The sequence below is a fragment of the Candidatus Devosia phytovorans genome, from assembly GCA_029202405.1.
Lineage (GTDB): Bacteria > Pseudomonadota > Alphaproteobacteria > Rhizobiales > Devosiaceae > Devosia > Devosia phytovorans.
In genome coordinates, this window is record CP119312.1 from 4,165,493 (window position 1) to 4,183,078 (window position 17,586).

Sequence of the window (17,586 nt, forward strand, 5' to 3'; positions counted from 1 at the left end):
GACATGCATATCGTGCCAGACCATCGTGCCGAGACCGCCCCGCTTCGCATGGCCGAGCTGGCCACGCTGCCGGTCTTCTATACGCTCACCAACAAGCCCGTGATCGTTGCCGGCGGCTCGGATGCCGCCGCCTGGAAAGCGGAATTGCTGGTTGCCGCGGGTGCCCGGGTCACCGTCCATGCCCCGGGTGCCTGCGATCCACAAATGCAGGCGCTGGCCGATACGGGCCGGATCGTGCTTGTTCAATCGCACTGGGAGGAGGCGGACTGGAGCGGGCTCGCCATGGCCGTCGGCGATTGCGAGGAGGCCGAGGCACCCGCTTTGGCTGCCCATGCCAAAGCCATGGGCGTGCCGGTCAATGTCATCGACAAGCCGGCATATTGCAGCTTCCAGTTCGGCTCCATCGTCAATCGCTCGCCTCTGGTGGTCGGTATATCGACCACGGGCGCCGCGCCGATCCTCGGGCAGGCTGTGCGCCGCCGCATTGAAATGCTGTTGCCGCCAGCCCTGGCCGGCTGGGCCGAGATTGCCCGCAGCCTGCGCGACAAAGTCACCGTCTTGCTCGACCACGGGGCAGAGCGCCGAGCCTTTTGGGAAAGGCTGGCGGATGCGGCCTTCGTCGAGCAACCCAATGATGGTGCCATCACGCGCTGGCTGGGCGAGGCGAAGAAGGCGAAATCGGGCAAGGTCACCCTGGTTGGTGCCGGTCCGGGCGATGCCGAATATCTCACCATCAAGGCCGTGCGCGCGCTGCAGGCTGCCGATGTCATCCTGTTCGACGACCTCGTATCGGACGATGTGCTTGAGCTGGCGCGCCGCGAGGCCAAGCGCATCCTCGTTGGCAAGCGGAGCGGCCGCCCCAGCTGCAAGCAGGAGGAGATCAATGCTATGATGATCTCGCTGGCAAAGCAGGGCCGCCATGTCGTGCGCCTCAAGTCCGGCGATCCGATGATCTTCGGCCGTGCCGGGGAAGAGATCGCGGCGCTCGAGGCCGAGAATATCCCGGTGCAGGTCGTACCGGGCATCAGTGCGGCCATGGCGCTGGCGGCTAGCCTCAATATATCGCTCACCCATCGCGACTACGCGCAGTCGGTGCGCTTCGTCACTGGCCATTCTCGCCATGGCGGCCTGCCGGAAACGCTGGACTGGCGCGCGCTGAGCGACCCGTCGACTACACATGTTTATTACATGGCCGGCCAGAATGGCGCCGCCATCGCCGGACAATTGATTGCCCACGGTATGCCGCCGCGGACCTGTGTCGCCATCGCCAGCAACATCAGCCGCCCGGACGAGGTCGTGACCTATACCACGCTCGATGACATGGGAGCCACTTTGGAGGGCGCTTCCCTGACAGGCCCAGTTTTGATCATGGTGGGGGACGTGCTCAAGCGGAACGGAAAGACAGGCAGCGCCGAAACAACTGTGGCGCGGGCTTCATAGCATTCGATACGTATCCCGGGAGAGCTGGAGAAAATTCGACTCAACTGCTGGCTGCACCAGACACAGAACCACTGACGCCCTTGTTTGGCACCAGAGGATATTTCAGAGGCGTCGAAGCTGGGGCACAGTGGATACAAAGGTATCCGCAAAAACGCTCAGGACCCCAAGCAACCCAATTGTCCTGGGAAGCTCGAAGCCCTGTAAGCTCATTCCAAATGGGCGCGAGGATAAAAGGATTCACTCGCCTGTAAAATGAAATGGTCGGTCGACTAGAACTTGTAGTTCACGCCGGCGCGGACGACGCTGAAACGCTGCGTCACGTCGAGACCGCCGCTTGGTAGACCGGCATATTCCTGGGTGCCGAGGTCGACATAGAGATATTCGGCCTTGAGCGAGATGTTGGACGTCGCCTGGGCTTCGAGGCCCGCGCCGATGGTCCAGCCCATGTGGGTGGCCGACTGCGAGACCGTGGCGCCGCCGCCATTGGGCTCGCTGGTCGTACCACGGCCAGCGGCAAAACCACCGGTGACATAGGGCATGACCTGACCAAAGGTCATGCCGGCGCGGCCACGGATGGTACCGAAAAAGTCGATGTCGGACTTGAACTCGCCGCCGCCGGCGAGATCTTCGGAATAGCCGATAGCTGCCCACTGCAGATCGGCTTCCGTGCCAAGCACAAAGCCGCCCATGTCGAGATTATAACCGGCCGTCGCGCCCAGAGCGCCGCCACCAGAGTTATTCTCGGTGGTGGCACCGCCCGTGATCGGACGGGTCTCATGGTTGCCCCAGGCAAAGCCGCCGTTGGCGCCGATGTAGAAGCCCGACCAGGACGAAGCCGCGCTGGGCGAATAGAGGTTATTGCTTGGCGCGCTGTTCCAGTTGAGGTCAGCAGCGTAAGCCGAGGCAGAAGCCAGAAGGGAAGCAGAAAGCACAATGCCAAGGCGCTTCATGGAGAGGTCCTCACAAGACTAAGGGATCGATAAGGTTGAGGGGAAAATGCGACCTAAGCCCTTAACAGCGCGGTAAGGAACAAGGTTAACGCCATGCAGATGCGCATGGCTGGCGATCACAAATGCGTCGGCTTGCATGGAACGAAAACGGCGCTGCCGAAGCAGCGCCGTTAAGAGAAGACCGAGATCAGGCAGGGGCTACTGAAAAGTCGCCGGGCGCGGTCGCGGGAATGGCGTGGCGTCGCTGGCGGTTGGCCCCGCAAGACCTGGACGCAGATCACCAGTCAATGCGGCCTCATCGACCGGCACGGGGAACACCGGAATATGTGCGGGGCGCGGGCGCGGCAGGTTGACGCCAACGGCGATGCGGCCGAGGTCCGTTGCGGCATAGGAGGCGGGCACCACAGTGTCGATCAGGTTGGATGGCTGGCCCTTGAGGCCGAGCGGAAATTCGGCTTCCTGGCCGGCTACATAGGTCTTGGCATCCTTGCCGCAAATCAGCGGGCGCATGTCGACGGGCGCGGCGCCAACATTGTTGGCGAGGTTCAGCACGGTCTGTCCATTTGGCTGGACGGCGCCATTGAGGCCCTTGAGCACGAGATCGGCGGCGCGTTCGTTGCGGTCGCGGGCGGAGGAACCACCCAGCACCACGGCCAGCATGTGGCGGCCATTGCGTTCGACGGTGGCCACCATGTTGAGACCCGAGGCGCAAACGAAACCGGTCTTCATGCCGGTGGTGCCGGCAAAGCTGCCGAGCAGCTTGTTTTCCGATTCGAGGGTCTTGCCGTTCAGCACCACGGTGCCGGTGCCGAAGATGGGCAGATATTGCGGAAAGCTCTGGCGGATATAGAGGGCGAGCACGGCCATGTCTCGGGCCGAGGTGACTTGGGCCGGGTTGTGCAGCCCGTTGGCATTGGCATAATGCGTGGCGGTCATGCCCATGCGCTGGGCCGCGTCATTCATCAGGGTGACAAAGCTTGCCTGGTCGCCGGCCACGGTCTCGGCGATGGCTACCGAGACGTCATTGGCCGATTTGACCAGCATGACATAGAGCGCGTCCTTCATGGTCAGCGCCGAGCCGACGGGCAGGCCTGATTTTGACGGCGCCTCGTTGAAGGCCTTCTGCGAGATGACCACGGGTGTGTCGAGGGTGACCTTGCCGAGCGCGATCTGCTCGAAGGTGACATAGGCGGTCATCATCTTTGTGAGGGATGCCGGATGCCAGGGCTGGCCAGCCTCATCGGCATAGAGCACGTTGAAATTGTCCATATCGACCAGCAGCATCGGATTGGCGCGCGCCGGCGCAAGGCTCAGCAGGGCCAGGATCAGGGCGATGGCGATACGACGGGCAAACAGCACGGGCGGACGACTCCGGGATATTAAGAAATCGTGCCGCTTCTAACAGCGCGGGGCGCCGATCTCAATGCAAGCGGGCCACAGTGACGGCCAAGTGAACGCTGCTGACACGATCTGTCGCCCATGCGCCACAGTCTGGATCGCAGACAAGGAGAGAGACCCATGACCACGATCGTGACCATTCTGACCGAGGGCTATGCCGATTGGGAAACCGCATTGCTCAATGCAGCGGCCCGCAGCCACTATGGCATCGAGACCAGGTTTGCCACGCCGGGCGGTGTGCCCGTGACGTCGGCCGGTGGGCTCAGGGTGTCGCCGGATCTGGCGGTGGAGGATATCGACACTGCTGCGATCGATGCGCTGGTGGTCAATGGCGGCGAGGCCTGGAGCCGGGAGGATGCGCCCGACATTTCTGCCGCGCTGGTCGCAGCACGCGATGCGGGCAAGGTGGTGGGCGGGATTTGCGACGGCACACTGACCTTGGCCAAGGCGGGCCTGCTCGATGCGGTCAGCCACACATCCAACAGTGCCGACAACCTGCCTAAGACGGGCTATCGCGGCGCGGCCCACTATCAGGACCAGCCCCAGGCGGTTGTCGCCGGCAAGATCATCACCGCGCCCGGCACCGCGCCGGTCAGTTTCATGGGTGGAGTGATGCAGGCGCTGGGCCTGCGCGACGGCAATCTCGATTTCTACATCGGCATGTATGGCGCCGAGCATGCGCAGGGCTGACGTGCAGATTGTACCCTAGGCACAGAAAGGAACCTTGGCTATATAAGTGACCAAGTTGAGAAGCCGAGGTTCCGCCATGTCCCTGCACGATACGTCCAAGTCCGCCAATTGCCACGCCATGAGCGATGTTCTCAATCGCATCGGCGACAAGTGGAGCGTGATGGTGGTCGGCATGCTCGGCCGCAATGGCACGCTGCGCTTCAACGAGCTCAAGCGCATGATCAATGGCGTCAGCCAGCGCATGCTGACGCTGACGCTGCGCAATCTCGAACGCGATGGCCTGGTCACCCGCACCATCTATCCCGAAGTGCCGCCGCGCGTCGAATATGGCCTGACCGAAATGGGCAAGACGCTGGATGGCCCGATCAGCAAGCTGTGGGACTGGTCGGCCGAGCACCACACGGCGATTCTCGAAGCCCGTGACGTCTACGACGCCCGCGAGAATGCCGTTGCCGCGGCGGAGCCGCGCAAGGTCGCCTACGCGCAGTAGTTTTGCATGCTTTGGATGAGAAGGCGGGTCCGGGAAACCGAGCCCGCCTTTTTCGTCAGACCAAGGCCACTATCTTCTTTTTCTTCCAGACGAACTGATACCAGCTTGCCTGCAGCACCAGCATGGCCACGAAGCTGGCGGCATAGGCGACCCAGATGCCAACGAGACCGAGGCTGGTCTGGCTGAGCCAGATGGCGCCGGGCAGTTCGATCAAGAGGATGCAGGAGAGCGCTATGGCCATCGGCGCATAGACCGTGCCGCTGGCCCGCATGATGCCGGAGAAGATGACGCTCCAGCCAAAGCAGATCATGCTCCAGAGCACGACATGCAGCAGGCTTTCGGTCAGTTCGACCACGGCCGGATCGGTGATGAAAAGCGCTACCAGGTGCTGGCTGAACATATAGGCCAGCAGCACCAGCGATCCGGTGATGATCAGGTTGAGCATCAGGGCCGTGCGGGTGATGGCGCCAAGCTGGCTGATCTGGCCGGCGCCGATGGCCTGGGCCCCGAAGATCGAGGCGGCAATGCCGATCGACATGGCGGGGAACTGCACATAGCTCATCACTTGGCCCAGCGCGCCATAGGCGGCCGTGGCGTCGGAGCCGAAGCGGTTGACCAGACCAACCACGACAATGCCGGCGACCGACGAGATCACCATCTGCAGTCCCGCCGGCACGCCGAGCTTGAGAATGAGACCCAGCAATTTGATGTCGGGGCGGACGATGGCGGTCAGCAGCACGCGATCGGGTGCCAGCGGCATGTTGCGGGCGCGCATGTAGACGATGAGGAAGATGATGACCGTGACGAAGCCGGCGATGGTGGCGACGGCAGCGGCATTGACGCCGATCTGCGGCAGGCCGAACCAGCCCAGGATCAGGGCCGGCGTTACCACCAGGCCGACCAGCATGGACATGATCAGCGAGAACAGCGGGGTGATCGTATCGCCAACGCCGCGCAGCACTGATGTGGCCACGAAGAAGATGAAGAAGGCCGGCATGCAGACGAACATGATGCGGGCATAGCCCACGGCGATATGGATGATGTTGTCCGGCGCGCCGAGGATGGAGAGGATCTGTTCGGTCCAGATGCCGCCGACCACGGCCACGAGCAGGCCCAGCATGATGGCGGTGGCCATGGTGGTGCCGGTCACCTGCTTGACCTTGTCGATGTTTCGCGCGCCCCAGGCCTGGCCGATCAGAACGGTCGAACCGGCGGAAAGGCCGATGGTGAAGCTCAAAAGGAAAAACAGGATCGGGAAGAAGGTGGCGATGGCAGCCAGCGCCTCAACGCCGATCAACTGTCCGACATAGATGGAATTGAGCGTGCCCGACAGCGCCTGCAGAATATTTGAAGCCATCAGGGGAAGCAGAAAGACAACGAACCTTTGCCAGAGCGGCCTGGTTTTCGGGTTCATGCGAAAACTCCGTGGGACCTCGAACAATGCGCATCACGTCCCGGATCCCGGGGGGCAGCTGCAGGCGGGGAGCCTGATGACTGCGGGGACCTATTCACAACCGATGATTCGGATGCCGGCAGGACGGGCGCTGGAGGCGTGGAAATGACACGTCGCGAGGATTACGCCTGACCAGGATGGGCGTCAATCAGCGCAAAGAATAGATGCCATCAGCACTTGTCATGGCGCGCCTGCCGATTTGCCGATGCGGAATGCCGCGCTGGCAGATAGAGAGAGTGCCATGTCCATGGTTGCGCCGACCTATCGCTTTTCCGACCAGTTTGCCGCCGGCGCCCGCGCCTGCATTCCCGTGGTCATTTCGGTTTCGGCCTATGGCGTGGTCTGGGGTGTGCTGGCGCGCGGGGCGGGGTTGACCCTGCTCGAAGTCATCATGATGAGCGGCATATTGTTTGCCGGCTCGGCGCAATTTGTGGCGCTTGATCTGTGGAGCGCGACGCCCGCCAGCCTGCCCATCGGGCCGCTGGTGCTGGCGGCGTTGATCGTCAACCTGCGTTATTTGTTGCTGACCGCGACCCTGCGGCCATTGTTCGGGCCGGGCGAGCAGATCAAGGGCGTGCTCTCGACTTTTCTCGTTACAGACGAGAATTGGGCCATCACCATGGGCGAGATCGTCAAGGGGCGCGGCACGGCAGCCTTTCTGCTCGGCGGGGGCGCTCTCACATATAGCTGCTGGTTGGCCAGTTCGGTGATCGGGCATAGCCTCGGTTCGGCGATCGACGATCCGCGTACCTATGGTCTCGACTTTGCCTTCACCGCCACATTCCTCGCCCTGCTGCTTGGCATGTGGAAGGGCAAGGGCGATCTCCTGCCCTGGCTGGTCGGGGCGCTGGTCGCCATCATCTCGGCCAAGCTCATCCCCGGCAGCTGGTATATTCTGATCGGCGGCATTGCAGGGAGCCTTGCTGGCGCCATTTCCGACAAGGTACGCCATGTGGACTAGTCCCGAAGCGCTGATCGCCATCTTCGGCATGGCGGCCGTCACTTTTGCGGTCAAGGCGAGCGGACTGCTGCTCGCCAACCGCCTGCCGCAGCACGGCTTTGTTGCCGCCTGGCTCAAGCATATCCCGGGCGCGGTCCTCGCATCGCTGGTGGCCCCGGCGGTAGCGACCGGCACGGCGGCCGAGGTGGTTGCCGCAGCGGCGACGGCTGTCGCCTATTTCGCTACGCGCAATATACTGGCGGCCATGGCTGCCGGCGTTCTGGTTGTCTATCTGGCGCGGCTCTGGCTTGCAGCCTGAAGCGACCTGCGCTAGAGACCTTGCTCGTGCCCCTCTGGCGGAATGGTAGACGCAGAGGACTCAAAATCCTCCGCCGCAAGGCGTGCCGGTTCGAGTCCGGCGGGGGGCACCAGTTTTCCTGACAGTCTGCACATGGACTCCGCTGATTGGGCGGAACCGTCGTCCTGCACTCACCATTGGCCCTGCTCGTTTTCACAAGGAGCAGACCATGTCCGATCGCCTCACCATGCAGGATCCGCGCAAGCAATATCCTGCCCCGCCCTTTCCGCAGCAGAAGCAATCGGCGCCCGGCATCGCGGCCCGCATGGAGCCAAAGCCGGATCACGGCGAAGAAAGCTACAAGGGTTCGGGCAAGCTCATTGGCCGCAAGGCGCTGATTACCGGCGCTGATTCGGGCATTGGTCGTGCCGCCGCCATCGCCTATGCGCGCGAGGGCGCCGACGTCGCCATCGGCTACCTGCCGAGCGAAGAGGCCGACGCCAGGGAGGTCATCGCCCTGATCGAGGCCGAGGGTCGCAAGGGCGTGGCGTTGCCGGGCGACGTCAAGGAGGAGGACTTCTGCCGGCAATTGGTCGAGACGGCGGTCAAGGAATTGGGTGGGCTCGATATCCTGGTCATCAACGCGGCGCGCCAGCAGTTTCGCGAGGATGTGTCCAAGGTCACGACCGAGGACTTCGACGCAACGCTCAAGACCAATCTCTATGCGCTGCATTGGATCGCCCAGGCGGCGACGCCTCACTTGCCGCCGGGAGGAGCGGTGATCACCACAGCCTCGATCCAGGCCTACGAGCCCTCGCCGATCCTGCTCGACTATGCCACCACCAAGGCAGGCATCGTTGCCTATACCAAGGCGCTGGCCAAGCAGCTGATCGAAAAGGGCATTCGCGCCAATATCGTGGCGCCCGGACCGTTCTGGACCGTGCTGCAGCCGAGCGGCGGTCAGCCGGACGAGAAGGTGGAAAATTTCGGCAAGGACAGCGACTTCGGTCGGCCCGGCCAGCCGGTCGAACTGGCGCCGATCTATGTGCTGCTGGCCAGTCAGGAAGCCAGCTATATCAATGGCGAAGTGTTCGGTGCCACGGGCGGCAAGGGCGTCGCCTAGCAACCTCGACCAGCACAAAAGGGAAGGGCGGCAATCCGGATGGATTGCCGCCCTTCAAACCTTTCGCGTCAGGCTGACGCGGAGCGGTTCTTAGAAGTGGTAGAACACGCCGACGGTTGCCTTAGCGTTGTCGAAGAAGTCGTCTTCGAGGTCGTCTTCGAAGCCGCCCTGGCCAACGACTTCACCGCGAACGGTGATCGAGTCGGTCACGGCCAGTTCAACACCGCCACCGAGCTGGTAGACGCCAGTCGAGTCGCCATCAACGGCAGCAACGCCAACACCGGCGAGAGCGTAGACGAGGACCGAGTCGGTCACGATGGCACCGGCGCGGACGTTGGCGTAGAAATCGCCGTAGTCTTCAAAATCGTCGGACCAGACGTAGTCAGCAGTGGCTTCAACGCCGAGCAGGAAAGCGTCGGCCGGGAGGAAGTTCACGCCAACAGCGCCACCAACTGCGAGACCCGAAACGTCGTCAGCGAACACGCCGCCGATACGGGCACCAGCATAGAGGCCTTCCCAATCGAAGCCGGCAGCTTCGTAGATCGGCTCGGGAGTGGTCGGGATGATCAGGTCAGCAGCGTTGGCAGCGGACGAGAGAAGAGCAACGGCAGCAACGCCGATAGCGAGCGAACGAACGAGCATGAAAGCCCCCTTTGGTTTTGGTGATTCCTATTTGCACTCCGCTCGGAGCGGAATCAATGGGCTCACGCTAAAACTTGGGCACCCGGCCGACATTGCAGGCAGGGGTGTGGCACAAAATCACCACTTCCGGTTACGAAGCCTTAATAATTGTGAAGCGCAGCAAGTCATTAGCAGCGTCCAGCCGGCATTCGTGGTGGTTCTGCCTGCAATAGAGCGGAATGTCGATCCTCGCCATCGAATCGGTAGCCAGGACCACGAGAACCGCTCCGGGCGGCAGCGCGCCGAGTCGTTTTTCCATCTTGAGGACGGGCAGGGGGCATTTCAGCCCCCGCGCGTCGACGAGCTCCGGCTCAGTTGCCAAGGACGAGGACCCAGTGGATGCCATAGCTCGAGGTAGGGTTGAACATGACGGCCACGCCCGCCTTGGTGGCATTGGCACGCAGGCCCGCCGCATCGGCCGGATTGTTGCGCCAGCCCGAGAAGGTTTCGGCGAAGGTGGCATAGCCGGCGCTGAGCTTCATCACCGTCAGGCCCTGGGGTGTCTTGGGCGGGGTGCCGGTCTGGGCATATTCATTGGCCAGGGCCTGGGCGGTACCATCGAGCGCGGCGTCCGAGGTGAGGGCGGGCAGGCCGGTGGTGGCGCGATAGGCATTGACGATGCCGATGGCCTCGGCGCGGTTGAGCGTGGCGCCCGGCTGGTCCATGCGCGCCGACAGGCCCGGCGACAAGGCTGTCGCGGAGGTGTTGCCGGCCATGCCACCCATGCTGCAGGCCGCAATGGTGGTGGCAGCGAGAATGGCGGCGAGCGGCAGCAGGGCTGGCTTGATGAGGCGCGACAGGGTCATGGTCAATCCTGGGTCAGGGGCGAAAGGGCGAATGCTGGCCGAATAGGCAGCCAGCAAGGCCAAAAGATGGTTGTCTTTCCCTACCTCGCATCATCCTCCCATCCTCTTAATGGCGGAGAAGCGATCGCCGGGGAAAAATGCTGATGCGCATATTATATAGAGTGAAGATGGTGATCTCGACGGGATCTCAATGCAGAGCCTCTGTTCTGGCAAGTTATTGATATTGAACGTTATTTTTCAAGGTGCGGGGAAGCAATTAAAAGGTGCGGGGATAGAATGTTCCCGTCCTGTCCTTCTCCGAGCATTCTCGCGGCCTCTCCGGCGAGCTTCCAGCGGCGTGCTCGGCGGGTATAAAGTCCGGCTTGTCGCTCGTCCGTCCATCCCCACATCGCCATCAATTGTTGATCGCTAGCGCCATTTTCAGCGGCAATCGTTGCGCCTGCTTTCCGCAGTCCGTGGGCGCGACCCGGCACTTTTGCCAACTGACACTGCTTGCGAAACCAGTTGCCGAAGCTCGCTGCTGACTTGAATGGACCTCCATGCTCGGTGACCAAATAGGTGAGATCGCCAGTCTGCGTTGCAGCAATTGATTCGTTGAGAGCCGATAGAATCGGGAAATCGACCTCGATGCCGGTCTTGACCGATCGGTAGTGTGCCCAGCCGGCGCGAACGTGCTGCCGTCCGAAGAGAACTGCATCGCTGCTGCGCATTCCAGTCAGCAAAAGAATGTCGAGCGCGAGGCGCGGCTTAGTGCCGACTGGATGTCTGGCCCAGAATCGCTTGACCTCCTCCACCGTCCAAGTGTGATGCCCTTCTGTTTTCGGGGCTGGGTTCTTGAGGTCCGCTGCCGGGTTGGACGGCATTATTTCAGCCTCTACAGCCCACGCGAAAAGGGCCTTCATCGCCTTCACGAAGTTAGCGGCCGCTGCTGGCGTGTCCTTGCGCCGATCGCGGCCGGACACAACGGTGCCGCGCGAGATCTGGGCGAGTTTAAGTGTACCGCCCGTTTCCTTCACTCTCTTTAGTATAGAGCGGCGAGCTTTTTGGGTGCCGGCAGCAAGGTTGGCAAAGGTCAGGCTGTCCTGGTAGCGGTCGATCAGCCATCCCAGAGTGCCTTGTGTGGCCTTGGCCGGCGCCGGATCCGAATTGATGATGCCGAGGGCAGCGTCATAGTCCGCCAGCCATTCCGGGCTTTCATAATCGCCACGCAGACGAACGCGCGGTCCATCTCCCTTCCGGAAATACCAAACCGTCTTTTTATGACGGGTTTTTTCTCTTTGAACGTAGGGTTTGCGAGGGCGCGGCATGGTGCGCATCAAAGATATCCCTCGGGCTCCTTGTCAATCGGCTTGGGCTTCCCGGCCAGGGCGGCCGGGATAATTCGTATTGTGCCGATCGGCGTCTCGACCTCGACAATGCCGCCGGCCTTATCCGCGGCGGCGAATAAGGTGTCTGCCTGGCGGCGAGTGATGGCGAGTACGCGGGTCATTAGTGAGCGGCCTCGTCCAGTGCCTTTCGGCCAGTGGCCGTGATGTCGGCGAAAAGCTTGCAGTCGTAGTCGGCCCAGGAGAAGGCTTCGCCATTCGCCTCAAGACGATCGAGAATGGCGACCGTGGCGCTATGGGTGATCTGGATCGGACCGGGCGCGCGGAGAAGCTGGCGCAATAGCTGCAACTCCCCCGCACGCGGGTTTGGTTCGGTGGACATCAGAGCGTGCCCGCTGCGAGATAGGCGAAGCCCGCGAAGGCAAAGCCGATGGCGTAGGCGAAAATGATGCTCACCTCTGCACCCCATCGGCGTGGGTCTTAGCTACATGCATCTTGAGGCCTTTGCTGCCGCTTAGCTTCTTGCCGCAGTAAGGACATGCCGCATCAGCACCAGACCGGCTGCGCTTTTTGGTGCGCGTGGCCATCAGTTGACCTCGCCTGGCGCAGCGCTGCGATGCTCGACGACGAGGCGGCAGGTGCGGTCTATGACGTCCGGGTAGATTTCCGCCAGTTCCTTGGTCGGAAAGCCGCTCTTGCGAAGCGTTTCGAAGATCAGACCTTCGTTCGACAGGATCTGGCCGGCGACGAGATGGGCGGCCTTCTCGACGCGGCCTTCCCGATCATAATCGGCGCCGGCACTTGCCACGTCGCGGCTGGCTAGCGTTTCTTTGGCGATGCGGCGAGCGGCGGCATAAAGGCGGATAATTTCGCCAGGGGTGAAGCCCTCGGCTTCGAGATCGTCCTTTGTGGTTGGATAGCCGAGACGGTCATTGCGAATGAACAGTTCGGCCATTCGGACGGCGACGGGGTCATCGTTGGCACGCACGCGGGGACGTTCAGATTGGGCAGTGGTATCGGTCGCGAGCATGATGCACTCCAGTTTGAAACTGGAGGCATAATATACGCATACGTATAAAGTGCAACTAAAATATACGCCGACGTATTATCAGTGGCGCCATTGGAAGGACGCAATCACGCGACCATAAACCCGTAACTCGTCCCGTTGCAGCTCATAGTTAGAATAGCGCTCGTTGTCGGATATGATTTTGACGGTATCGGACCTGGGGACTAGCTCAATGCGCTTGATCATCAGCCCGTCACCGTAATCAATCGCATAAAGGTCAGGAGGCGACGGCATGTTGTGCGTTGTATCAACGAACACAACAGAACCGCCTGGTAGGGTCGGCTCCATGCTGTCTCCCTTCACCGGGAGTGCGTGAGTGCGTGATGGGTGGCTGATCCCCGCGCGAATGCTGTCGGGGAAGGTCCAATAACCATCAAGGTAGTTCTGGTCGGTCAGCTGGCCGTTAGCATCTACCTCCACGTGCTCCAGCCCGCCGCTACCTAGGCCTGCGTGAATAGTCAAATTTGGCACATCGCCCGAAGTCTTGGCGGCTTCGACAGGTGCCGGCCGGGCGACCGCGTGGTCGTCATCCTCGATCATCGCCATAAGGGCGTCGCGGTTCTCAGTCTCGGGCATCGTGCCTCCCAGCCATCTTTGGATGGTTGGCTGGGTAACGCCAAGCTCATCGGCCAGGCGAGCCTGGGTCCACTTTTTCTTCTTCAGAATGGTACGGACGATGAGTGCGATTTCGGTCATGAGATTCGCCTAGCACCGGGAATAGCCGAAGAAAAATACGTCTGCGTATAATTTTGCTTGCAGAAATATACGTGCGCGTATTATACGTTGGCGTATGAACCCGATCCGCTTCATACGCACATCGTTGTTTGGCATCTCGCAGAGCGAGTTCGCCTCGTTGATCAATCGCACTCAAGCGAGTGTTTCTCGCTGGGAAGCCGGCGGTCCATTCACAAACGAGGACATGTCAGCAATTCGTGGAGCGGCTGCGGCTCGATCCATTGATTGGGATGACAAGTATTTCTTCGAGCCTGCAGAGGCTCAATCATGATCCGCCCCCTTTTCTATCCGATGCGCTATGCCCCTCATGGCGTCATCGTGGCCCGGCGTGTCGCGCGCAGCATTGACCTCCTCCACCTGCGTGCGGCCGCTGGCTTTCTCATCCTTGGCGCGCGCCTCGCGATATCGCGTGATGGCCTGACGCAGGTCGGTGCTGGGCTCGTAGCCCGGAAATCTCTTGCTCATGGCCAGGGTTTTCGCGCAGGGCGCGACTGCTGTCACTGCGTAAAGTCGGAAGGTTTTACGTCATGACGGACAGAAGGCATCGCGCCGATTTCTATCGTGCGCTGAAAACTGATTTTGGTTTGTTGGTGGACGAAATTGGAACGCAGTCTCAAGCCGCCGAGCTTACCCGTGTCGATCAGCAGGCGCTTTCATCCTACGAGAACCGCAATAGGCCAGAGTTTGCGCCAATCGACGTGGTTGCGGACCTTTTGGACAAAGCTGGTACGACACACGTCGTTCGCATGTTGGCCGATGTCATCGGCGCGATCGTCGTTCCTCTGCCGCGAAACACTGGGCCAATGGTTGTCGTTGAGGGCGCTGGTCAGATGGCCCAAGCTCTCGGCAAAGCCATGGTGGCGATCGGGACCGCTTTAGCCGATGGAAAAATCACGGCCGAAGAAGCCGAGATTATCATTCCTAAGCTACAATCGATAATCCTGAGTGCGCATTCGCTGATCCGCCAGATCAACGCGGAGGTGGGCAAATGAGCGCGTGGGCAAAGCCGGGCGCCAAGTGCGTCTGCATCGTCGCGGCGCCTGGCTGCTGGATCAGTCCCAATGGGACGATGCCAGGCCCATTGGCGCCTCAGCACAATGGCACCTACACCATTGCCGCGATCGAGTTGAAGCTCGGAGAGATCTACCTCGTGCTCGCGGAATGCGACAGAGAGGAGATGTTCCACGTCAGCTGCTTCCGGCCTGCCGCCAACCAAGGCAGTGATGTCGCCCTGTTCGCCCATCACCTCGCTTACGCGGGTGAGCCGGCATGAGCACGGAACTCGCCCTCTTCGACCATGCCAAAGAAGCCCTCGCCGCAGCCGTGCGCTTCGACGAAGTGCAGTCCATCCGCAGTGCGGCCGAACAGGCCAAAGCTTATGCCCGCATTGCCCGCGACCGCAAAATGATGGCCGATGCGCAGGAAATCATCGCTCGTGCCGAGCGCAAGCTGGGGATCATGCTGCGCCAGGCAAAAGGCGATGGCCTGTTGAGCCAAGGCGGGCGCCCATCTGCCGAGCGCAGCAATGTGAGCGAGCCTGAAACCGGTGCCGACGAGGAACCGGTTTTCGACAATACGCCCTTCACCCTCTCCGATATCGGCGTGGACAAGAAGCTGTCGAGCCGGGCGCAGCGATCGGCAGAGATGGCTGACGATGAATTTGAAGCGGCTGTGACCGCCAAGCGCGAGCAAACGCTCTCGGCCGATGCTGCCGTCGTGAGCCCGCCGAAGGTCCATCGCGCGCCGGCTGCGCCCAAGGCACCCGTGGTGAAGTCGCTGGGCGAGGAAGAGTGGCACCGCTTCGCATTCTCGGTCATCGCACTGAGCATGGCCAGCGACCGCGTGTCGAGCGAGGCCATCCTCCTGATGGCTGAGAGCCGCGGCATCGTCGAACTGGACGGCGACACTATCGATTTCACGCCTGAGGCAATGAAGGCGATGGGGCCGCTTGGCGAAATCGCGCTGCGGGCCATTGAAGGCGACTTTGAAAATACCCCAGAGGGGTCCGGCACGGCTCGCGAGGCCTCCGGCGGTCAACCTCTCCCCAGCAATGGGGACATTGGAGACCTGCAACACGGGACACAGTCCGCCCCTCGTCCCCATCCGTCTGAGCCTCTCTCGACCGAGGAGGCCGATGTCATTATCCGCGCCGGTTACATGGCCGATCCGCCTGCCTCTGTCTCCAGCCTCGCCGATGCGATCGGTCGCCCGTGCAACAAGGCCTATGTGCGCAACCGCGCACGGGTAATGAAGATCTCGGATCCCGAGAACCAGCGCTCAGCCGCCTCGGCCTTTGCCACAGCGCTCAATGCCTCGCGCAAGGCAGGTGACGCATGAGGCCTGCCCCGCGGATCACGCCGGGCGAGATCGTCGCCCGTGCCATCCTCTATCCCAACGGCGCCCATCTGCTCGAAGTGGCGGTGCCCAGCGGCATCGTCGGCATGAAGTTCGATGCCGGTCAGGTGGCGCAGCTCGAAGCCGCTATCGTCGAGTTCAAGGCCCAGGCTGTCAGCGCCGATGGCGGCCCCGATTTCCATCACATCAAGTCTGTTCCCCTGGAGGTTTCCCGATGAATGCCCTCGCGCGTAATCCGCAGCAAATGTTTGGCGTCTTGATCGGGCTGGAACAGGGGCTAGACCCCGCGAGCTTTGCCGCGCGCCTGGGCACCGGCGCCAACGCCCTCCTCGACCTCGCCGAAGCCGCCCGTGCTGGCGAGTTACCACGCCAGGCATACTGGAAGGGCGAACGCATGCGTAGCGAACTGACCCGCGAGCAGCAGGTCAAGCGCTATCAGGGCACGGAACTGTTTCTGACCGACTGGTACCGGCCGGCCATCGAAATGATGCTTCGTCCGGAAGGCGCACTCAGCGGCGAACTCATGGCCGTCTGTACCAGCTTTGGTCGCAGCCGAAGCAATTCCAAGCTGGTCATGCGTTTGCGCGAATGCGTCGAAAGCCATGGTTTTGCCGTCGATTTCGAGCGACACGAAACCAGTAGCCAGTATCGCTACACGATCAATGCCGAGGATGCGCCGCGGCTACGCGCCATCATCGCCAATGGCTGGGTGTCGCTGTGATCGCCTTCGACCCCGTCACCTGCGTGCTCGGCTTCATCGCCCTGATCGCCATCTTCGTGGGAGCCTGCATCTTCTTCGTGCCCTATCGGGCGATCGAGCATGGGCGGCAGGGCTGCGCCGTGGAACTCAACCCCGCCTATTTCCTCGACGGCTGCCACTACGTGAAGGCTGAAGCCGACGAGAAATCCATGCCCGACCTGTTCCGGCTCATGACCCTTGAGCATGAGGAGAAAGTGGCATGAGCGAATTTCCATTCCCGTATGAACCGGCTCTTTCCGCCAACGTCATGCATAGAGACGATGAGGCCGTGGCCTCGTTCGTTGGCGCGATGTGCTTGAAGCTTGCACATAGGCGTCACGAGGGCCGAGAAGGCTGGGAAGACAGAGATCAGTGCTCCGCAGAATTCCTGTCTCAGCTTCTCCGCGAACACGTCGAAAAAGGCGATCCGGTAGAAGTGGCTAATTTCGCCATGATGCTGCACCAGCGCGGCGAGCGCATCGCCACGGCTATGCAGATAGCGGCTTGGGAAGATCTCGAGGCGAACCGCCATGGCTGATCGCTCAAGAGCAATGCGCACAATGATCCTAATCGTAGAGATATATCGAGATAGGAACTTTGTGATGTCCTCCTGCGCCTTTGGGCTCGAAGTAGGCGTTGAGGGTAACCTCAACCGTGCCGTTGGGGGCACGAACGAAGATGACTTGCGAGATCTGTCCCGCTTTACCCGGCGCGAAAGGGAAATCCACGTCAACTTTCAGCAGGTAACTTTCAAAAGGCATGTCGTCGAATGGACGAAGCACAGAACTTCCAGCGGTGTTGTATTCGTACGCATCTGCCTCAAGGCATGCTTCAGTTTTTTTAGAGCGATCAAGCCCAATCCTCGCCCATCGCAGCCAGTCGTTACTGTCGGTAGCAGTAGCGATCAACGAAACGCGCCATATTTGGTCACTACCGCTGCGAACAGGCTTTTCCACCGAGTGAACGTGGAGAAGAGGCTGGCCTTTCATGGCCTGGGCGGCCCTGTGTTGTCCGTATGCCCAGAGGCCACCGACAACTGCGACGACTGCCGTCACCACATTCGCGCCAGCGGATATCACATCGGTCCAACCATCCAT

Annotated in this window: 26 protein-coding genes and 1 tRNA gene; 14 read left to right on the top strand and 13 right to left on the bottom strand. The window is 61.4% G+C overall.

What is annotated here, in order from left to right; all coding sequences use genetic code 11:
• The first annotated feature begins 3 nt into the window (after nt 1-3).
• Nucleotides 4-1,440, top strand: coding sequence for a siroheme synthase CysG (cysG, locus tag P0Y65_20485; protein WEK04521.1), 1,437 nt, complete (start codon nt 4-6; stop codon nt 1,438-1,440).
• Nucleotides 1,441-1,709: 269 nt separating this feature from the next.
• On the opposite strand, the gene P0Y65_20490 is transcribed toward cysG, so the two are convergent.
• Nucleotides 1,710-2,390, bottom strand: coding sequence for a porin family protein (locus tag P0Y65_20490; GenBank protein ID WEK04522.1), 681 nt, complete (start codon nt 2,388-2,390; stop codon nt 1,710-1,712).
• Nucleotides 2,391-2,588: 198 nt separating this feature from the next.
• Nucleotides 2,589-3,749, bottom strand: a complete 1,161-nt coding sequence (locus tag P0Y65_20495) for a D-alanyl-D-alanine carboxypeptidase (protein ID WEK04523.1) — start codon at nt 3,747-3,749, stop codon at nt 2,589-2,591.
• A gap of 159 nt (nt 3,750-3,908) precedes the next feature.
• On the opposite strand from P0Y65_20495, the gene P0Y65_20500 reads away from it, so the two are divergent.
• Nucleotides 3,909-4,478: a DJ-1/PfpI family protein gene (locus P0Y65_20500; GenBank protein WEK04524.1), complete on the top strand. Its 570-nt coding sequence runs from the start codon at nt 3,909-3,911 to the stop codon at nt 4,476-4,478.
• Between the two features lie 76 nt (nt 4,479-4,554).
• A complete protein-coding gene (locus P0Y65_20505; GenBank protein WEK04525.1) occupies nt 4,555-4,968 on the top strand; it encodes a helix-turn-helix domain-containing protein in 414 nt (137 codons plus the stop codon).
• A 55-nt stretch (nt 4,969-5,023) separates the two neighbouring features.
• Here P0Y65_20505 and P0Y65_20510 read toward each other — a convergent pair whose 3' ends face one another.
• A complete protein-coding gene (locus P0Y65_20510) occupies nt 5,024-6,325 on the bottom strand; it encodes an MATE family efflux transporter (protein ID WEK04526.1) in 1,302 nt (433 codons plus the stop codon).
• A gap of 337 nt (nt 6,326-6,662) precedes the next feature.
• Here P0Y65_20510 and P0Y65_20515 point away from each other — a divergent pair, with 337 nt between their 5' ends.
• From P0Y65_20515 to P0Y65_20530, 4 genes are all read left to right on the top strand, one after another.
• Nucleotides 6,663-7,382 (top strand): AzlC family ABC transporter permease, encoded by a 720-nt coding sequence (locus P0Y65_20515; protein ID WEK04527.1) that lies wholly within the window; start codon nt 6,663-6,665, stop codon nt 7,380-7,382.
• Entirely contained in the window at nt 7,372-7,680 is a 309-nt protein-coding gene (locus P0Y65_20520) for an AzlD domain-containing protein (GenBank protein WEK04528.1), read from the top strand. The genes P0Y65_20515 and P0Y65_20520 overlap by 11 nt, the downstream gene beginning before the upstream one ends.
• Nucleotides 7,681-7,708: 28 nt before the next feature.
• Nucleotides 7,709-7,792, top strand: a tRNA-Leu gene (locus P0Y65_20525).
• Between the two features lie 96 nt (nt 7,793-7,888).
• Complete coding sequence (locus P0Y65_20530; GenBank protein WEK04529.1) at nt 7,889-8,782, top strand: SDR family oxidoreductase; 894 nt, start codon at nt 7,889-7,891, stop codon at nt 8,780-8,782.
• A gap of 90 nt (nt 8,783-8,872) precedes the next feature.
• Here the strand turns inward: P0Y65_20530 and P0Y65_20535 are convergent, their stop codons facing one another.
• From P0Y65_20535 to P0Y65_20575, 9 genes are all read right to left on the bottom strand, one after another.
• Nucleotides 8,873-9,424, bottom strand: coding sequence for an outer membrane beta-barrel protein (locus P0Y65_20535; GenBank protein WEK04530.1), 552 nt, complete (start codon nt 9,422-9,424; stop codon nt 8,873-8,875).
• A 130-nt stretch (nt 9,425-9,554) separates the two neighbouring features.
• Nucleotides 9,555-9,785, bottom strand: coding sequence for a sulfurtransferase TusA family protein (locus P0Y65_20540; GenBank protein ID WEK04531.1), 231 nt, complete (start codon nt 9,783-9,785; stop codon nt 9,555-9,557).
• Nucleotides 9,775-10,269, bottom strand: coding sequence for a CAP domain-containing protein (locus P0Y65_20545; GenBank protein ID WEK04532.1), 495 nt, complete (start codon nt 10,267-10,269; stop codon nt 9,775-9,777). Before P0Y65_20545 ends, P0Y65_20540 begins: the two co-directional genes overlap by 11 nt.
• 230 nt (nt 10,270-10,499) lie before the next feature.
• A complete protein-coding gene (locus tag P0Y65_20550; GenBank protein ID WEK04533.1) occupies nt 10,500-11,585 on the bottom strand; it encodes a tyrosine-type recombinase/integrase in 1,086 nt (361 codons plus the stop codon).
• Nucleotides 11,585-11,758 (bottom strand): hypothetical protein, encoded by a 174-nt coding sequence (locus tag P0Y65_20555; GenBank protein ID WEK04534.1) that lies wholly within the window; start codon nt 11,756-11,758, stop codon nt 11,585-11,587. Before P0Y65_20555 ends, P0Y65_20550 begins: the two co-directional genes overlap by 1 nt.
• Entirely contained in the window at nt 11,758-11,976 is a 219-nt protein-coding gene (locus tag P0Y65_20560; GenBank protein ID WEK04535.1) for a hypothetical protein, read from the bottom strand. The genes P0Y65_20555 and P0Y65_20560 overlap by 1 nt, the downstream gene beginning before the upstream one ends.
• 204 nt (nt 11,977-12,180) lie before the next feature.
• Nucleotides 12,181-12,624, bottom strand: a complete 444-nt coding sequence (locus P0Y65_20565) for a hypothetical protein (protein WEK04536.1) — start codon at nt 12,622-12,624, stop codon at nt 12,181-12,183.
• Nucleotides 12,625-12,702: 78 nt separating this feature from the next.
• Entirely contained in the window at nt 12,703-13,356 is a 654-nt protein-coding gene (locus P0Y65_20570) for a S24 family peptidase (protein WEK04537.1), read from the bottom strand.
• A 300-nt stretch (nt 13,357-13,656) separates the two neighbouring features.
• The gene (locus tag P0Y65_20575) at nt 13,657-13,860 is read right to left on the bottom strand and encodes a hypothetical protein (GenBank protein ID WEK04538.1); all 204 of its coding nucleotides are present in this window, start codon (nt 13,858-13,860) and stop codon (nt 13,657-13,659) included.
• A 62-nt stretch (nt 13,861-13,922) separates the two neighbouring features.
• Here P0Y65_20575 and P0Y65_20580 point away from each other — a divergent pair, with 62 nt between their 5' ends.
• From P0Y65_20580 to P0Y65_20610, 7 genes are read left to right on the top strand one after another with little or no spacing between them, the layout of a single operon-like run.
• Nucleotides 13,923-14,387, top strand: coding sequence for a hypothetical protein (locus P0Y65_20580; protein ID WEK04539.1), 465 nt, complete (start codon nt 13,923-13,925; stop codon nt 14,385-14,387).
• Nucleotides 14,384-14,668, top strand: coding sequence for a hypothetical protein (locus P0Y65_20585; protein ID WEK04540.1), 285 nt, complete (start codon nt 14,384-14,386; stop codon nt 14,666-14,668). Before P0Y65_20580 ends, P0Y65_20585 begins: the two co-directional genes overlap by 4 nt.
• On the top strand, nt 14,665-15,732 hold the full coding sequence (locus P0Y65_20590) for a hypothetical protein (GenBank protein ID WEK04541.1): 1,068 nt from the start codon (nt 14,665-14,667) through the stop codon (nt 15,730-15,732). Before P0Y65_20585 ends, P0Y65_20590 begins: the two co-directional genes overlap by 4 nt.
• Nucleotides 15,729-15,968: a hypothetical protein gene (locus tag P0Y65_20595; protein ID WEK04542.1), complete on the top strand. Its 240-nt coding sequence runs from the start codon at nt 15,729-15,731 to the stop codon at nt 15,966-15,968. Before P0Y65_20590 ends, P0Y65_20595 begins: the two co-directional genes overlap by 4 nt.
• On the top strand, nt 15,965-16,471 hold the full coding sequence (locus P0Y65_20600; GenBank protein WEK04543.1) for a hypothetical protein: 507 nt from the start codon (nt 15,965-15,967) through the stop codon (nt 16,469-16,471). Before P0Y65_20595 ends, P0Y65_20600 begins: the two co-directional genes overlap by 4 nt.
• Nucleotides 16,468-16,713, top strand: coding sequence for a hypothetical protein (locus P0Y65_20605; GenBank protein WEK04544.1), 246 nt, complete (start codon nt 16,468-16,470; stop codon nt 16,711-16,713). The genes P0Y65_20600 and P0Y65_20605 overlap by 4 nt, the downstream gene beginning before the upstream one ends.
• Nucleotides 16,710-17,027: a hypothetical protein gene (locus P0Y65_20610; GenBank protein WEK04545.1), complete on the top strand. Its 318-nt coding sequence runs from the start codon at nt 16,710-16,712 to the stop codon at nt 17,025-17,027. The genes P0Y65_20605 and P0Y65_20610 overlap by 4 nt, the downstream gene beginning before the upstream one ends.
• A gap of 28 nt (nt 17,028-17,055) precedes the next feature.
• On the opposite strand, the gene P0Y65_20615 is transcribed toward P0Y65_20610, so the two are convergent.
• Nucleotides 17,056-17,586 carry a hypothetical protein gene (locus tag P0Y65_20615; GenBank protein WEK04546.1) on the bottom strand — a complete coding sequence of 177 codons (531 nt, stop codon included), beginning with the start codon at nt 17,584-17,586 and terminating at the stop codon, nt 17,056-17,058.

Bases quoted from the DNA above. Each gene is read 5' to 3' on its own strand.
- P0Y65_20600 (WEK04543.1), top strand. From the start codon at position 15,965: ATGAATGCCCTCGCGCGTAATCCGCAGCAAATGTTTGGCGTCTTGATC.
- P0Y65_20490 (WEK04522.1), bottom strand. From the start codon at position 2,390: ATGAAGCGCCTTGGCATTGTGCTTTCTGCTTCCCTTCTGGCTTCTGCC.
- P0Y65_20505 (WEK04525.1), top strand. From the start codon at position 4,555: ATGTCCCTGCACGATACGTCCAAGTCCGCCAATTGCCACGCCATGAGC.
- P0Y65_20615 (WEK04546.1), bottom strand. From the start codon at position 17,586: ATGGATGGTTGGACCGATGTGATATCCGCTGGCGCGAATGTGGTGACG.
- P0Y65_20530 (WEK04529.1), top strand. From the start codon at position 7,889: ATGTCCGATCGCCTCACCATGCAGGATCCGCGCAAGCAATATCCTGCC.
- P0Y65_20610 (WEK04545.1), top strand. From the start codon at position 16,710: ATGAGCGAATTTCCATTCCCGTATGAACCGGCTCTTTCCGCCAACGTC.
- P0Y65_20580 (WEK04539.1), top strand. From the start codon at position 13,923: ATGACGGACAGAAGGCATCGCGCCGATTTCTATCGTGCGCTGAAAACT.
- P0Y65_20585 (WEK04540.1), top strand. From the start codon at position 14,384: ATGAGCGCGTGGGCAAAGCCGGGCGCCAAGTGCGTCTGCATCGTCGCG.
- P0Y65_20575 (WEK04538.1), bottom strand. From the start codon at position 13,860: ATGAGCAAGAGATTTCCGGGCTACGAGCCCAGCACCGACCTGCGTCAG.
- P0Y65_20570 (WEK04537.1), bottom strand. From the start codon at position 13,356: ATGACCGAAATCGCACTCATCGTCCGTACCATTCTGAAGAAGAAAAAG.
- P0Y65_20520 (WEK04528.1), top strand. From the start codon at position 7,372: ATGTGGACTAGTCCCGAAGCGCTGATCGCCATCTTCGGCATGGCGGCC.
- P0Y65_20500 (WEK04524.1), top strand. From the start codon at position 3,909: ATGACCACGATCGTGACCATTCTGACCGAGGGCTATGCCGATTGGGAA.
- P0Y65_20545 (WEK04532.1), bottom strand. From the start codon at position 10,269: ATGACCCTGTCGCGCCTCATCAAGCCAGCCCTGCTGCCGCTCGCCGCC.
- P0Y65_20565 (WEK04536.1), bottom strand. From the start codon at position 12,624: ATGCTCGCGACCGATACCACTGCCCAATCTGAACGTCCCCGCGTGCGT.
- P0Y65_20555 (WEK04534.1), bottom strand. From the start codon at position 11,758: ATGACCCGCGTACTCGCCATCACTCGCCGCCAGGCAGACACCTTATTC.
- cysG (WEK04521.1), top strand. From the start codon at position 4: ATGCATATCGTGCCAGACCATCGTGCCGAGACCGCCCCGCTTCGCATG.
- P0Y65_20510 (WEK04526.1), bottom strand. From the start codon at position 6,325: ATGGCTTCAAATATTCTGCAGGCGCTGTCGGGCACGCTCAATTCCATC.
- P0Y65_20560 (WEK04535.1), bottom strand. From the start codon at position 11,976: ATGTCCACCGAACCAAACCCGCGTGCGGGGGAGTTGCAGCTATTGCGC.
- P0Y65_20515 (WEK04527.1), top strand. From the start codon at position 6,663: ATGTCCATGGTTGCGCCGACCTATCGCTTTTCCGACCAGTTTGCCGCC.
- P0Y65_20595 (WEK04542.1), top strand. From the start codon at position 15,729: ATGAGGCCTGCCCCGCGGATCACGCCGGGCGAGATCGTCGCCCGTGCC.
- P0Y65_20590 (WEK04541.1), top strand. From the start codon at position 14,665: ATGAGCACGGAACTCGCCCTCTTCGACCATGCCAAAGAAGCCCTCGCC.
- P0Y65_20550 (WEK04533.1), bottom strand. From the start codon at position 11,585: ATGCGCACCATGCCGCGCCCTCGCAAACCCTACGTTCAAAGAGAAAAA.
- P0Y65_20535 (WEK04530.1), bottom strand. From the start codon at position 9,424: ATGCTCGTTCGTTCGCTCGCTATCGGCGTTGCTGCCGTTGCTCTTCTC.